This window comes from Huijunlia imazamoxiresistens (genome assembly GCF_037132455.1).
Classification (GTDB): domain Bacteria; phylum Bacteroidota; class Bacteroidia; order Chitinophagales; family Chitinophagaceae; genus Flavisolibacter; species Flavisolibacter imazamoxiresistens.
This window is the reverse complement of record NZ_JBBBEI010000002.1, coordinates 253,442-267,583: the sequence shown is the minus strand read 5'-3', so window position 1 is coordinate 267,583 and position 14,142 is coordinate 253,442. Positions and strand designations below refer to the sequence as shown.

Below are 14,142 nucleotides of genomic sequence, written 5' to 3'. Positions count from 1 at the left end.
AAATAAAACAACAGAGTGTAATATGAGCGATGTGGATAAATTTCCGGCTCCCGGTGGCTGCCCCACTTTTCCAGCCGCCCGGCAACCGCCTCCCGACGCCGCCAAGATCAGCGGTCAAATGCCTATATTTGCCCGCTATAGAAATCCCATAAATAATGACTATTTCTTATAACTGGCTGAGCGAATACCTGCCCGTACGCCTGGAACCGGAACGGCTTTCCCGTATACTGACCTCGATTGGACTGGAAGTGGAAAAAATGGAAAAATACGAAGAGGTACAAGGCGGCATGAAGGGCCTGGTGATCGGCGAAGTGCTGGAGGTAGCCCCCCACCCCAACGCCGACAAGCTGCGCCTGACCAAGGTGAATACCGGCGGAGCCGAGCCGCTGCAGATCGTGTGCGGGGCGCCCAACGTGGCCGCCGGCCAGAAGGTGGTGGTGGCCACCGTCGGCACCACCATCTACCCCACCGGCGGCGAACCGCTGACCATGAAGCTGGCCAAGATCCGCGGCGTGGAAAGCTACGGCATGATCTGCGCCGAGGACGAGATCGGCCTGGGCGACTCCCATGCCGGCATCATGGTGCTGCCTGCCGACACCCGCGTGGGTCAGCCCGCGGAAGAATTTTTCCAGCCCTGCACCGATATTGTATATGAGATCGGCCTGACGCCCAACCGCATGGACGCCATGAGTCACCTGGGCGTGGCCCGCGACGTCTGCGCCTACCTGTCGCACCACGATAAAAAAGACGTGCGCCCCGTAGTGCCCGCGGCCAACTTCAAGGTCACCAGCCCCTCGCTGAAGATCGGCGTGGAGATCGAAAACCAATCGGCCTGCAAGCGCTACGCCGGCATCGCCCTAGGGGGCATCACGGTGAAGGAATCGCCCAAATGGCTGCAGCAGCGCCTGAAAGCCATCGGCCTGCGCCCCATCAACAATATCGTCGATATTACCAACTATATCCAGCACGAAACCGGACAGCCCCTGCATGCCTTCGACTACGATGCCATCACGGGCCAGAAGGTGCTGGTGAAAAACCTGCCTGAAGGCACGCCCTTCGTGACCCTGGACGATAAAGAGCGGAAGCTCAGCGCCGAAGACCTGATGATCTGTCTCGCCTCAGGCGAGACGGAAGAAGGCATGTGCATCGCCGGCGTGTTTGGCGGCGCCCGCTCGGGTGTGACCGACGCCACCAAGAACATTTTTCTCGAAAGCGCCTGGTTCGACCCCACCTCCATCCGCAAAAGCTCGTTCCGCCACAACCTGCGTACCGATGCGGCCACCCGCTTCGAAAAGGGTGTGGACATCTCCAACACGGTAAACGTGCTGCGGCGGGCCGCCCTGCTGATCAAGGAGCTGGCCGGCGGCGACTTCGCATCCGACATCATCGACGTGTACCCTGAACCGCAGTCGAAAAAGCAGGTGATCTTCAAGTTCCAGTTCCTCAAAAAACTGAGCGGCAAGAACTACCATCCCGATGCCGTGCGGCGCATCCTGCAAAGCCTGGGCTTTTCCATTATCCGCGAGGACATCGACGCCCTGATGATCGAGGTGCCCTACCACAAGCACGACATCAGCGTGCCGGCCGACCTGGTGGAAGAGATCCTGCGGATCGACGGGCTGGACAACATCGGTATCCCGTCCAGCATCACCATCACCCCGGCGGTGGAGCAGACCTCCAAGGCCGACAGCCTGCGCGCCAAGGTCGCCGGCTTCCTGGTGGGCAATGGCTTCCACGAGATCCTGACCAACTCCATCACGAATTCGAAATACTTTTCGGAAGACGAGCTGGCCACTACCGTCAAGCTGCTGAACAACCTGAGCAGTGAGCTGGACGTGATGCGCCCGGCCATGCTGCCTACGGCCCTGGAAGTGATCCAGTTCAACAGCAACCGCAAGAACGCCCACCTGCGCCTGTTCGAATTCGGCAAAACCTACCAGCTGGCAGGCCCCGGCCAGTACAACGAAACGAACCATTTCTGCGTGTACGTGACCGGCAACACCAGCGACACCAGCTGGAAAGGAAAAGGCAATGCCGCCGACATCTATTACCTGAAAGGCGTAGCCGAATCTTTATTGAAGGTAGCCGGGCTGAAGGCCACCTTTGCGGCGGGCGAAGCCTCCACCGGCCTCGAGCTGGTACTGACCGCTTCGGTGAACGGCAAGGCCGTGTTGCAGCTGGGCAGGGTGCCTGCCAGGACCGCCGCCCGCTTTGACCTGAAGCAGCCGGTGTTCGTGGCCGACTTCAACTGGGACGCCCTGCTGGACGCCGCCCTGCAACAACGCATCAGCTTCAGGGAAGTCCCCCGCTTCCCGGCTGTGGAACGCGACCTGGCCCTGGTAGTGCCCCGCCAGATGAAGTACGAGGAGATCACCGCCCAGCTGAACAAGCTGCGCCTGAACAAGCTGCAGGACGTACGGCTGTTCGACGTGTTCGAAAGCGAGAAGCTGGGAGCGGACAAAAAGTCGCTGGCCATCAACTTCACCTTCCTCGACGAGGAGAAGACCCTCACCGACAAGGAGATCGACGGCTGGATGAACAAGATCATGACGGCACTGGAAAAGGAATTGTCGGCCGAAATCAGGAAATAATATGTCGCTGGATAAGCAGTTCAATACCATCAACGACAAGCTGCAGCTGCTGCTGAAGCAGCAGCTGCAGCTCAAAAAGGAAAACGAGCAGTTGCGCCGCGAGCTGGCGGAAGGCAGGCAGCGGGAAAAGCAGTTCCAGCTGCAGATCGATACGCTCGACAACGCCCTGGCCATCCTGAAGCTGGCCGCCGGCGAGATGAACGACCGCGATAAAAAGGATTTTGAGAAAAAGATCAGCCAGTATATCCGGGATATCGACAAATGCATCGCCTTTTTAAGCCAGTAAGGCCATAAAAAAGCCGCCCATCCGTTTACACCCTTGAAAACCGCTGAGCCAAGGGTTCAGCTGTAACCAGTTTATTCACTTAATCGGAAGATTGTGGTCGAATTAATTCCTACGAACCTGGTGGTAGGCGATAGAACCTACCGGGTAAAAATCCACCCCAAGGACGAGGAGGTGGTGCGGAAAACCGTCAAAACCATCAACGAAAAGCTGATCGAATTCAAGACCCAGTTTGCCGGCAAGGACATGCAGGATTATATCGCTATGGTGCTGGTATGGTTTGCCACCGAGCAGAATTCGGCCATTTCCAACCAGGTCAACCTCGACAACGTCAGCAGCCGCCTGCAGACGCTGGAAAAGATGATCGACGGCGCCCTGGAAGAGAATATCTGAGCGGGAGACGGTTCGTCTTCTTGAAAAGACAGCCGGCCCGCTGTTGGGTCCGGCTGTCTTTTTCTCCCTATATTCCTCTGTTTTAGCGCCTGCAACAGGGCTGAAATCAGGAGCATAACAATTTCATGGGAATTATCCCGGTTTTGTATCTTCGCCACCTTACCCTTTCTAGCGGTATGCCATATTTATTTATTCTCATCACAAAAAACTCTAACAAAAACACAATCCATGGAGATAGTTATAGCCTTGGTGGCCCTGGTGGCGGGCATAATAGCAGGTAAGTTCATTTTTGCAAAGGATACCCGTAAAAAAGTGGAGGAAGCGGACCTTCAGGCCCAAACCCTGATCAGGGAAGCCGAATTAAGAGCCGAAACCGTACGGAAGGAAAAGGAACTGGCCGCTAAAGAAAAATTCGTGCAACTGAAGGCCGAACACGAAAAAGAAGTGCTGGAACGCAACCGCAAAGTAGGTGAAGGCGAAAACCGCATCCGCCAGAAAGAACAGGGCCTGAACCAGAAAGCCGAGCAGCTGGAAAAGCAAATCAAAGAGAACGAAACCATCAAACAAAACCTCAACCGCCAAATCGAAGTCATCAATGCCAAGCAGGCCGAACTGGACAAACACCAGGAAGAGCAGACCCGCCGCCTGGAAAAGATCTCGGGACTGACCGCCGAGGAGGCGAAAGCCCAGCTGGTCGAAGGCATGAAGCAGGAAGCCCATTCGCAGGCCCTGGCCATCCAGCAGGAGATCGTGGACGATGCCAAGCAGAAGGCCAACAAGGAAGCCCGCAAGATCATCATCCAGTCCATCCAGCGTACTGCCGCCGAGCAGGCCATTGAGAATGCCATTACGGTGTTCAACCTGGAAAGCGACGAGATTAAGGGCCAGATCATCGGCCGCGAGGGCCGCAACATCCGCGCCATCGAAGCCGCTACCGGTGTGGACCTGATCGTGGACGACACCCCGGAAGCCATCGTGCTCTCCTGCTTCGACCCGCTGCGCCGCGAGATCGCCCGCCTGAGCCTGCAACGCCTGGTGGCCGATGGCCGCATTCACCCCGCCCGCATCGAGGAAGTGGTGGAAAAAACCCGCCGCCAGCTGGAAGAGCAGGTAATGGATATCGGTGAGCGCACCGTGATCGAGCTGGGCATTCATGGCCTGCACAAAGAGCTGGTGCGGATCGTCGGTAAAATGCGCTTCCGCTCCTCTTACGGCCAGAACCTGCTGATGCACAGCCGCGAGGTAGCCAACCTCTGCGCCGTGATGGCCGCCGAGCTGGGCCTGAACCCCAAGCTGGCCAAACGCGCCGGCCTGCTGCACGACATCGGCAAGGTACCCGACGAAGAAACCGAACTGAGCCACGCCCTGCTGGGCGCCAAGCTGGCCGAAAAATATGGTGAGAACCCGGCGGTAGTCAACGCCATCGGCGCCCACCACGATGAAATGGAAATGCAGTACGTCATTTCCCCCATCGTTCAGGCCTGCGATGCCATCAGCGGTGCCCGTCCCGGCGCCCGCCGCGAGATCATGCAGCAGTACCTGCAGCGGATCAAGGAACTGGAAAACCTGGCCCAGACCTACAACGGTGTGGAAAAAGCCTACGCCATCCAGGCCGGCCGTGAGCTGCGCGTGATCGTGGAAGCCGACAAGGTGACCGACCAGGAAAGCGAGCGCCTCTCCTTCGAAATCGCCCAGAAGATCCAGACCGAAATGACCTACCCCGGCCAGATCAAGGTAACGGTGATCCGCGAAAAGCGCGCCGTGAACGTGGCCAAGTAGACGATCCTTCCTGACGGAACATTATTGAAACACTCAACCTTAACTTTGGTTGGGTGTTTTTTATTTAATAGAGAATATGAAGAAAAAAATAGCAGTAGCCATTACCGGAGCCAGCGGATCGATCTATGCCAAATTATTGCTGCAGAAGCTGCAGCAGCTGAAGGACCAGGTACAGGAGTTATGCATTTCCATGAGCGATAATGCCAAATATGTTTGGCAGACCGAACTGGACGACCAGAGCTACGGCTCCTTCCCCGCCCGCTATTTTTCCACCAAAGACTTTACGGCCCCTTTTGCTTCCGGCTCGGCGCAGTACGACGCCCTCATCATTGTTCCCTGCTCCATGGGGACGCTGGGCCGCATCGCCTCCGGCGTGTCGAACGACCTCATCACCCGGGGTGCCGACGTGATGCTGAAGGAACGCAAAAAGCTCATCCTGGTCATCCGGGAAACGCCCTACAACCTGGTGCAGATCCGAAACATGGAAACCGTTACCCTGGCCGGCGGCATTCTCTGTCCCGCCACCCCCTCCTTCTACAGCCGGCCCCAAACACTGGAACAGGCAGCCATGACCGTCGTGGACCGCGTCATCGACCTGGCCGGGCTGAAGAACGAAAGCTACCGCTGGGGCGGGCAGGAATAAAAAAAGAGCGAAGCCGGGGCTTCGCTCTTTTTTTATTCGTATTCAAAAAACGCTTAGGCGTTCTGGAATTGCTTGCGGATCAGGTTCAGGGCGCTACCGGCTTTGAACCATTCGATCTGCTGCTGGTTGTAGGTGTGGTTCAGCTTCACTTCGTCGGTCTGGCCGTTGGCATGGTGCAGTACCATGGTCAGCTGGTGACCGGGAGCAAAGTTGTCCAGGCCTACGATGTCGATCACGTCGTCTTCCTGTACTTTTTCGTAATCATCCTTGTCAGCGAAGGTCAGACCCAGCATCCCCTGCTTCTTCAGGTTGGTCTCGTGGATACGGGCAAAGCTTTTCACCACGATGGCGCGAACACCCAGGTGACGGGGTTCCATGGCCGCGTGCTCGCGGGAAGAACCTTCACCGTAGTTCTCGTCGCCTACTACCACAGAACCGATACCGGCGGCCTTGTAAGCGCGCTGTGTACCCGGAACGGTGCCGTATTCGCCGGTCAGCTGGTTCTTCACCGTGTCGGTCTGGAGGTTGAAGAAGTTGATGGCGCCGATCAGCATGTTGTTGGAGATGTTGTCGAGGTGACCACGGTACTTCAGCCAGGGACCTGCCATGGAGATGTGGTCGGTGGTGCACTTGCCTTTGGCTTTGATCAGGAGCTTCAGACCTTTGAGGTCGGTACCTTCCCAGGCAGCAAAGGGCGACAGCAGCTGCAGGCGCTGCGAATCACCTTTCACCACTACCTGTACGCCCTGGCCGTCTTCGGCGGGAGCCTGGTAACCGGGATCCTGTACGGAGAAGCCCTGGGGAGGCAGCTCGTAGCCTTTGGGCTCGTCGAGCATTACCAGTTCGCCTTTGTCGTTCTTCAGCTTGTCTTTCAGGGGGTTGAAGGACAGGGAGCCGGCGATGGCGTAAGCGGTAACGATCTCGGGCGATGCCACGAAAGCGTGGGTGGAAGCCAGGCCGTCGTTGCGCTTGGCGAAGTTGCGGTTGAACGAAGTAACGATGGTGTTCTTACGAGCCGGGTCGTCGATGTGACGGGCCCACTGGCCGATGCAGGGTCCGCAGGCGTTGGCCATGATGACACCGCCGATCTGGTCGAAGGTTTCGAAGTAACCGTCTTTCTCGGTGGTATAGCGTACCACTTCGGAGCCGGGGGTAACGATGAATTCGGCAGCGGCTTTCAGGCCTTTGGCTTGCGCCTGGGCGGCGATGGAAGCCGAACGGCTGATGTCTTCGTAAGAAGAGTTGGTGCAGGAACCGATCAGGGTAGCGTCCACTTTGTCGGGCCAGCCATGCTCTTTAACGGCGGCAGCCATTTGGGAGATGGGGGTAGCCAGGTCCGGAGTGAAGGGTCCGTTTACGTGGGGTTCCAGCTCGTCGAGGTTGATCTCGATCAGTTGGTCGTAGTATTTTTCGGGGTGGGCGTATACTTCCGTGTCGGGGCGCAGGTGTTCGCGAACGGCATCGGCAGCCTCGGCTACAGCGCCGCGCTCGGTTACTTTCAGGTAGCCGGCCATGCGGTCGTCGTAAGCAAAGAGGGAGCAGGTAGCGCCGATCTCGGCACCCATGTTACAGATGGTCGCTTTACCAGTACAGCTCAGGCTGTCAGCGCCTTCGCCGAAGTATTCTACAATTGCACCGGTACCGCCTTTTACGGTCAGGATGCCGGCGACTTTCAGGATCACGTCTTTGGCAGAGGTCCAGCCGTTCATTTTGCCGGTCAGCTTAACACCGATCAGCTTGGGCATTTTCAGCTCCCAGGGCAGGCCGGCCATCACGTCCACGGCATCCGCACCACCCACACCAATGGCGATCATACCCAGACCGCCGGCATTCGGCGTATGCGAGTCGGTACCGATCATCACACCGCCGGGGAAGGCGTAGTTTTCCAGCACTACCTGGTGGATGATGCCGGCGCCGGGTTTCCAGAAACCGATACCGTATTTGTTAGAAATGGAAGCCAGGAAGTCGTACACCTCGCGGTTGGTTTCAATAGCGTTGGTCAGGTCTTCCTGGGCGCCGGATTTCGCCTGGATCAGGTGATCGCAATGCACGCTGGAGGGAACCGCTACGCGGGTTCTACCGCAGGTATCAAACTGCAACAGGGCCATTTGAGCGGTAGCATCCTGCATGGCTACGCGATCGGGTGCGAAATCAACATAATCCTTACCTCTTTCGTAAGGATGGGTAGCGGGAGAAAACGTGTGCGAGTACAGAATTTTCTCGGCCAGAGTCAGGGGACGCCCCAGCATTTTGCGGGCGGCTTCAACTTTGGCAGGCAAATCGCTATAAACTTTCTTAATAAGATCCAGGTCGAAAAGCATGACAACGGTTTTAAAAAATGGTGAAATAAATACCAGCATTCAGTGGCAGCAAAATGTAGTATTTTTATAAAAGCCGCGGCAAAGTTATTAAAAACGAGTTAAACACAGCCCGCAAAAACCAGCAAAGCATCGCATTAAGATAATTTCGCATCAAGTAAATATGAAACAGTTAAAGAATTTTATCGAGTGGCAGGCCTTCGGCGTTTGTTCCGCCCTGGGGGAAAAGATGGGGGTAGCTACCTCCCGCATCCGGATGTGGTTCATATATGTTTCCTTTTTAACGCTTGGCTCTCCCATCGTGCTCTATATGGTGATGGCCTTTTTGATCAACCTGAAGCGCTATATTTTTGCCGCCCGCCGGAATCCCCTGCGCTACCTGTAATATTTTTTTCAGATGGAGGATTGCCGCCATCTGTAGTCTGCTAAACAAATTGCTTACGGCTTTTTCTTTGTACTATAAAAAAAGCCTCCGCTGCGTGCTGCACCGGAGGCTTTTTTGTTGCTTGCAGGAAGACAATGTCCCCTACAGCAGTTCTTTCAGTTCGGCCACCACGCGGTCGACCTCTGATTTCGTATTGTACTTGCTGAAGGAAAATCGCACGGTTTCCCAGCTTCCCGGCTTGTTCAGGGCCTGGATCACGTGCGAGCCGACGTTGGCGCCGCTGCTGCAGGCACTGCCGCCCGACACGCAGATATTGTGGATATCGAGGTTAAATAACAGGAATTCCGCCTTCTCGCTCCGCGGGAAACAAACGCTCAGCACCGTGTACAGGCCGTTCTCCACATCGCCGTTGAACGACACTTCTCCCAGGGCCCCTTTCAGCTCCTGCACCATGTAGCGTTTCAGCTCTTTAATATAAGTGCTGTCCTTTTCGTAGTCGCGCATGGCAATCTCCAGCGCTTTGGCAAAGCCCACGATGCCGTACACGTTCTCGGTGCCGGCCCGCATGTTGCGCTCCTGGCTGCCGCCGAAGATATAGGGCTTGATGTTGATGTTCTCGTTCACGTAGAGGATGCCCACGCCTTTGGGTCCGTGGAATTTATGGCCCGAGGCGGAGATGAAATGAATAAAGAGACGGCCCAGGTCGATGGGGTAATGGCCTACGGTCTGCACGCAATCGGAATGGAAGATGGCGTCGTACTTTTTGCACAACTCCCCTACCCGCTTCAGTCCCAGCAGGGTGCCGATCTCGTTGTTGGCATGCATCAGGGTCACGAGGCATTTCTTGCCTTCGGCAGCCTTTGCGGCCAGTTGGGCTTCCAGGTTTTCGTAATCCACGTGGCCGTCGGAGGAGATCGCCACCAGGGAGGTGGTCACCCCATGTTGCTGGTGATGGTATTCCACGGTATGCAGCACGGCATGGTGCTCGATGGGCGACGTAATGATATGGGTACACCCCAGGTCGCGGATGGAGGCGGCAATGGCGGTATTGTTGCTTTCGGTGCCGCCGCTGGTGAAGAAGATCTCCCCGGGGCGGGCGCCCAGCATTTTGGCCACGGCCTTGCGGGCGGTTTCCACCGCCAGCCGCGTTTCGCGCCCATAAGAGTAAATGGAGGAAGGATTGCCGAAATGGGTTTGCATGTACGGCAACATGGCGCTCAACACTTCCGGATCCATAGGCGTGGTCGCCGCATTGTCTAAATAAATCCGGTCCCGCACGCCTCCGGCGCCCGCTATGGAGGGTTTCCGTTCGATACTCATTAAGATATTGTTTTCCATCGGGGTTCTTTAAACTGCAAACTTATTGGATTCCGTTGTCCCCAATAGCTGACTTTTGTCAAGTTTACAAGTTTACGAGTTGCTTGCGCCTGCCAGGAACTCGTAAACTTGTAAACTATCGAAATTACTTGAACTCTCTGATATCCTGCATCAAACGCATGGCAATATTATTTGCCGTGGTCTCGAAGGAGCTTTCGGCGTAGATGCGGATGATGGGTTCGGTATTGGACGTGCGCAGGTGCACCCAGTCGGAATCGAACTCGATCTTCAGGCCGTCCTCGGTGTTGATCGGGTTGTTTTTATATTTCTTGCAGATCTTGTCGAAGATGTCCCGCACGTTGATGCTGGTTTCCAGCTCGATCTTATTCTTGGAAATAAAGTAGTCGGGGTAGTTGCGGCGGAACGACTTCATACCCTTGGTAAAGGCTGCGAAATGCGACAGGAACAGGGCCAGGCCGATGAGGGCGTCGCGGCCGTAATGGAAGTCGGGCACGATGATGCCGCCGTTGCCTTCGCCGCCGATGACGGCATTCACGTCCTTCATGCGTTTCACCACGTTCACCTCTCCTACTGCGGAGGGGAAGTAGGCGCCGCCATGTTTCAGGGTGATTTCCTTGAGGGCCTTGGTGCTGCTCATGTTGCTGACGGTGTTGCCGTTGCGTTTCGACAGCACGTAGTCGGCCACGGCCACCAGGGTGTATTCCTCGCCGAACATCGAGCCGTCCTCGCACACAAAGCACAGGCGGTCCACATCGGGGTCGACGGCGATGCCGAGGTGGGCGTTCTGCTTTACCACTTCCTTGCTCAGGGCCGTGAGGTGCTCGGGCAGGGGCTCGGGATTGTGGGCGAAACGGCCGTTCACTTCGCCGTTCAGCACGATCACTTCGGCTACGCCCAGGGCCTTCAGCAAATCGGGGATCACCAGGGCGCCGGTGGAGTTGATGCAATCCACCACCACTTTAAAGCCTTTGGCTTCGATGGCCGGCACGTCCACCAGGGGATACTGGAGGACCAGGTCGATATGTTTCTGTATCCAGGTGTTGTCGGAGGTTACCTTGCCCAGCTTTTCCACGGGAGCAAAGCTGATGTCGCCGGCTTCGGCCCGGCGCAGGACTTCGGCGCCGGTTTCGGCGTCGATGAATTCGCCTTCGGCATTCAGCAGTTTCAGGGCATTCCATTCGCGGGGGTTATGGCTGGCCGTGATGATGATGCCGCCGGTGGCGCCTTCTGCTTTGGTAGCCAGCTCTACGGTCGGCGTGGTCGACAGCCCCAGGTCAATCACCTCAATGCCCAGGCCGATGAGGGTGTTGATCACCAGTTGGCTGACCATATCGCCGCTGATCCGGCCATCGCGCCCCACCACGATCTTTGCGGGGGCTTTGTCGGTCTTCTTCTCGATCAGGATGGAACCGAAGGCTGCGGTGAATTTAACCACATCTATAGGACTAAGCGTCTCGCCGGGTTTACCGCCAATGGTACCCCGGATACCGGAAATGCTCTTGATTAATGCCACGTAAGTTTCAATTTTTAGGGTGGCAAAAATACGCTTTTCAAGCCAAGGCCACTTGTATTAAAAAATTAAGAATACCCATCATAGCCATTACATTTGTAAAAAAGTGTTAAATGCCGGCAAACGAATGGTATAAAAAGTGGTTCAACTCCCCCTATTACCACAAGCTGTATTTCGGACGTGATGAACAGGAGGCAAAAAACTTTATCGAGACCCTGATAGGCTACCTGAAGCCCGCCACCAATAGCCGGGTGCTGGACGTGGCCTGCGGCAAAGGCAGGCACAGCAAGTTATTGGCGTCCAACGGGTTTGACGTGACGGGCATCGATGTGTCGGCCGACAGCATCCGCTATGCCAGCCAGTCCGTGACCGACCGGCTGCGCTTCTACCTGCACGACATGCGCCTGCCCTTCTGGGTCAACTATTTCGACTATGCCTTCAACTTTTTTACCTCTTTCGGCTACTTCGGCACCCAGCGCGAGCACGACGATGCCATGCGGACCATCGCCAGCAGCATCAAGCCCTCCGGCACCCTGTTGTTCGATTACCTGAACGTGCACTACGTGGAGGACCGCCTGGTGCACAATGAAGTCAAAACCGTCGACGACACCCAATACGAGATCCACCGCTGGCACGACGACGGCCACTTCTTCAAAAAGATCATCGTTACCGACCCCGCCCTGGACCAGCCCCTGGAGTATACCGAAAAGGTGGCCAAGTTCTCCCTCGGCGACTTCACCGATATGCTGGCCTTCCAGAAAATGCAGGTCACCGAGGTTTTTGGCGACTACCACCTCAACCCGTACGATATTCGTAAGACCCCGCGGATGATAATATTAGCCAAGAAAGTTGGATGAGTTTACGGGTTTACAAGTTTACGAGTTGTTTCAAGGCCGGAGAACTCGTAAACTCGTAAACTACTTCTTGTTATTCATCAGCATCCAACGCGCCGTCTCGTAAAAGGCGGTGGTGACGTCGGAGAGCTGGCGGCGGATGGAGTCCTGCTGGGCGGGGGAATACGTATCCTTGCCGGGCAGGAAATGGAGGTTTTCGGCCGGGAAATTCAGGTTTTTGGTAAAATAATAATCGTCGGTCATCATGCCGATCTGCCCCTCGTCGTGGTAGATGATGAAGGCGTAATGACGACCTGCCGGGTTGTTCAGCACGTCGCGGCCCAGGGTGGTGTTGGTATAGGGCCGCCCCGCCAGGCCGGCAATGGTGGGCAGCACGTCGATCTGCGAAACTACCTCCGAATGCCGCCCGGGCTGCAGCAGGGCCGGCGCATAAAACAGCAGAGGCACGTGCTCGTCGGTCAGGCGCTGCTCCGTCCATACCGAAGGGTACACCCGGGTAGCATTGCCCGACACCCCGTGGTCGCCCACGAATACAAAGAGGGTGTTGTCAAAGTATTTTTCCTTTTTTGCCGCTTCTATAAAATGGCGGAAGCAGTAGTCGGCATAGCGGAAGGCATTGAACTCGCCCGGCGACTCGAAGCCGTATTTTTTCAGCGTGTCGGCCGGCAGCTCCTCCGGCTGGAAATCCCGGTCCGTGGCCGGGATGGTAAAGGGGCGGTGGTTGTCGGCGGTTTGTACTACGGCAAAGAAGGGCTCCTGCTGGCGGGCAAACACCCGGTTGGCCTCTAAAAAAAGCTCCTTATCGCTGATGCCCCACACGTTTACCGGCTGCTGGTTGTAATGCCCTTCGGTGAACATCTCCACGCCATGGACGTTTTTCATCAGCCCTTCGAAATTGTTGAAGGAGGGGCTGCCCCCCAGGAAATACATTTTGCGGTAGCCTTCGAAATTATTGATGATGGTGTGTTGGTCCAGGGCCTGCGGGTTGCGGGTGGAAAACTTCGACAGCTGCACGTCGGGGATGCCGGTGATGGTGGCGAACAGGCCGCGGGCCGTGGAAAAATGGGGCGTAAAGCAGCGCTCGAAGAAAATGCCGCTGTCCGAAAGGGAGCGGAAGTAAGGGGTGGTATTCAGCGGGTTGCCGCTCATGCTGCTTTTGTACATGCTGAACGACTCGCAGACCACCAGCACCACGTTGGGTTTCGAGCGCAGGGCACCGGGGCGGGGGGCCACCTGCCGGTGGTAGGAGAATTCCTGTGTGGGCAGTCCCATCCAGGCAGCCAGCCGGGGAAAGTTTTGGCGGGCCTTGCCTTCGTTGAACTGGGGCTTGCGAAAGCGCAGGGTGGTAAAGAAGTTTTGCAGCGGGTTGAGCGCCAGGTAGGCCCTGAAACCTTCCTGCAGGCTGAAGGCGTTGTTCCATTTCAGGGGCTGGGGACCGAGGTTGCCGTACACCATCAGTCCCAGCAACAGGGTAGCCACCACGAACCATTTGCGACGGTAGGGAATGCCCCGGCCGTCGGTTTTGGAAATAACGTACACATGCGAGCGCCGGAACATCCACCGCAACAGCAGCACCGACACCACCAGCGCCAGCACCAGCCAGAACAGGGGGTACGACTGCCAGAGCATGGACATCGAGATCTTGAAATCCTCCACGAAGTTCAGGGCGCTGGCATTCAGCCGGGTCTTATTATAAGAGAAGCAGCCGAAGTCGGCGGCAAAAAAGAAAAACAGCACGAAGGTCATCCCGGCCAGGTACCAGGTCCAGGCCTTGCGGTTGCGGTGGGAGTGAAAGGGCGAGAGCCCGGGCGACAGGCTGAGGAGCACCATGGGCAGCAGCACCAGTCCGATCCAGCGGAGGTCGAAGCGCAACCCCAGGATAAAGGAAGGGATCAGTCCTGTCAGGGTTTCGCCGTCCGGACGGAAGGCCAGGAAGGTCACCAACCGGAAAAAGGAAAACATCAGCAGGTAAATCAGCAATAAATTGATCACCCACAATAATGTCTTGGGCAGTCCTAACCGTACCATCATGGTGTCTTTAAGGCTTT

The 14,142-nt window shown here is 56.5% G+C and carries 11 protein-coding genes; 7 read left to right on the top strand and 4 right to left on the bottom strand.

Features of this window, described 5'->3' with window-relative positions; all coding sequences use genetic code 11:
* Positions 1-155 precede the first annotated feature (155 nt).
* The 5 genes from pheT (at position 156) to V9K67_RS02930 (ending at position 5,689) form a co-directional block, all read left to right on the top strand.
* Positions 156-2,591, top strand: coding sequence for a phenylalanine--tRNA ligase subunit beta (pheT, locus tag V9K67_RS02950; RefSeq protein ID WP_336719955.1), 2,436 nt, complete (start codon positions 156-158; stop codon positions 2,589-2,591).
* A gap of 1 nt (position 2,592) precedes the next feature.
* The gene (locus V9K67_RS02945; RefSeq protein WP_336719954.1) at positions 2,593-2,877 is read left to right on the top strand and encodes a hypothetical protein; all 285 of its coding nucleotides are present in this window, start codon (positions 2,593-2,595) and stop codon (positions 2,875-2,877) included.
* A gap of 93 nt (positions 2,878-2,970) precedes the next feature.
* A complete protein-coding gene (locus V9K67_RS02940; RefSeq protein WP_336719952.1) occupies positions 2,971-3,267 on the top strand; it encodes a cell division protein ZapA in 297 nt (98 codons plus the stop codon).
* A gap of 228 nt (positions 3,268-3,495) precedes the next feature.
* On the top strand, positions 3,496-5,046 hold the full coding sequence (gene rny, locus V9K67_RS02935) for a ribonuclease Y (protein WP_336719951.1): 1,551 nt from the start codon (positions 3,496-3,498) through the stop codon (positions 5,044-5,046).
* A gap of 76 nt (positions 5,047-5,122) precedes the next feature.
* Positions 5,123-5,689 carry a UbiX family flavin prenyltransferase gene (locus tag V9K67_RS02930; RefSeq protein WP_336719950.1) on the top strand — a complete coding sequence of 189 codons (567 nt, stop codon included), beginning with the start codon at positions 5,123-5,125 and terminating at the stop codon, positions 5,687-5,689.
* A 53-nt stretch (positions 5,690-5,742) separates the two neighbouring features.
* Here the strand turns inward: V9K67_RS02930 and V9K67_RS02925 are convergent, their stop codons facing one another.
* Entirely contained in the window at positions 5,743-8,010 is a 2,268-nt protein-coding gene (locus V9K67_RS02925; RefSeq protein WP_336719949.1) for an aconitate hydratase, read from the bottom strand.
* A 160-nt stretch (positions 8,011-8,170) separates the two neighbouring features.
* Between V9K67_RS02925 and V9K67_RS02920 the strand changes: the two genes are divergently transcribed.
* On the top strand, positions 8,171-8,392 hold the full coding sequence (locus tag V9K67_RS02920) for a PspC domain-containing protein (protein WP_336719948.1): 222 nt from the start codon (positions 8,171-8,173) through the stop codon (positions 8,390-8,392).
* Positions 8,393-8,533: 141 nt separating this feature from the next.
* Here V9K67_RS02920 and V9K67_RS02915 read toward each other — a convergent pair whose 3' ends face one another.
* Together V9K67_RS02915 and glmM are read right to left on the bottom strand one after the other, a co-directional pair.
* Entirely contained in the window at positions 8,534-9,730 is a 1,197-nt protein-coding gene (locus V9K67_RS02915; RefSeq protein WP_336719947.1) for a cysteine desulfurase family protein, read from the bottom strand.
* 124 nt (positions 9,731-9,854) lie between these two features.
* Entirely contained in the window at positions 9,855-11,243 is a 1,389-nt protein-coding gene (gene glmM / locus V9K67_RS02910; RefSeq protein ID WP_336719946.1) for a phosphoglucosamine mutase, read from the bottom strand.
* 110 nt (positions 11,244-11,353) lie between these two features.
* Here glmM and V9K67_RS02905 point away from each other — a divergent pair, with 110 nt between their 5' ends.
* Positions 11,354-12,097, top strand: coding sequence for an SAM-dependent methyltransferase (locus tag V9K67_RS02905; protein WP_336719945.1), 744 nt, complete (start codon positions 11,354-11,356; stop codon positions 12,095-12,097).
* Positions 12,098-12,157: 60 nt separating this feature from the next.
* Here V9K67_RS02905 and V9K67_RS02900 read toward each other — a convergent pair whose 3' ends face one another.
* Complete coding sequence (locus V9K67_RS02900; protein ID WP_336719944.1) at positions 12,158-14,125, bottom strand: LTA synthase family protein; 1,968 nt, start codon at positions 14,123-14,125, stop codon at positions 12,158-12,160.
* Positions 14,126-14,142 lie beyond the last annotated feature (17 nt).

Excerpts from the sequence above, each read along its gene's own strand:
- V9K67_RS02925 (WP_336719949.1), bottom strand. The coding sequence starts at position 8,010 with ATGCTTTTCGACCTGGATCTTATTAAGAAAGTTTATAGCGATTTGCCT.
- V9K67_RS02905 (WP_336719945.1), top strand. The coding sequence starts at position 11,354 with ATGCCGGCAAACGAATGGTATAAAAAGTGGTTCAACTCCCCCTATTAC.
- V9K67_RS02920 (WP_336719948.1), top strand. The coding sequence starts at position 8,171 with ATGAAACAGTTAAAGAATTTTATCGAGTGGCAGGCCTTCGGCGTTTGT.
- V9K67_RS02900 (WP_336719944.1), bottom strand. The coding sequence starts at position 14,125 with ATGATGGTACGGTTAGGACTGCCCAAGACATTATTGTGGGTGATCAAT.
- pheT (WP_336719955.1), top strand. The coding sequence starts at position 156 with ATGACTATTTCTTATAACTGGCTGAGCGAATACCTGCCCGTACGCCTG.
- V9K67_RS02930 (WP_336719950.1), top strand. The coding sequence starts at position 5,123 with ATGAAGAAAAAAATAGCAGTAGCCATTACCGGAGCCAGCGGATCGATC.
- rny (WP_336719951.1), top strand. The coding sequence starts at position 3,496 with ATGGAGATAGTTATAGCCTTGGTGGCCCTGGTGGCGGGCATAATAGCA.
- V9K67_RS02945 (WP_336719954.1), top strand. The coding sequence starts at position 2,593 with ATGTCGCTGGATAAGCAGTTCAATACCATCAACGACAAGCTGCAGCTG.
- V9K67_RS02915 (WP_336719947.1), bottom strand. The coding sequence starts at position 9,730 with ATGGAAAACAATATCTTAATGAGTATCGAACGGAAACCCTCCATAGCG.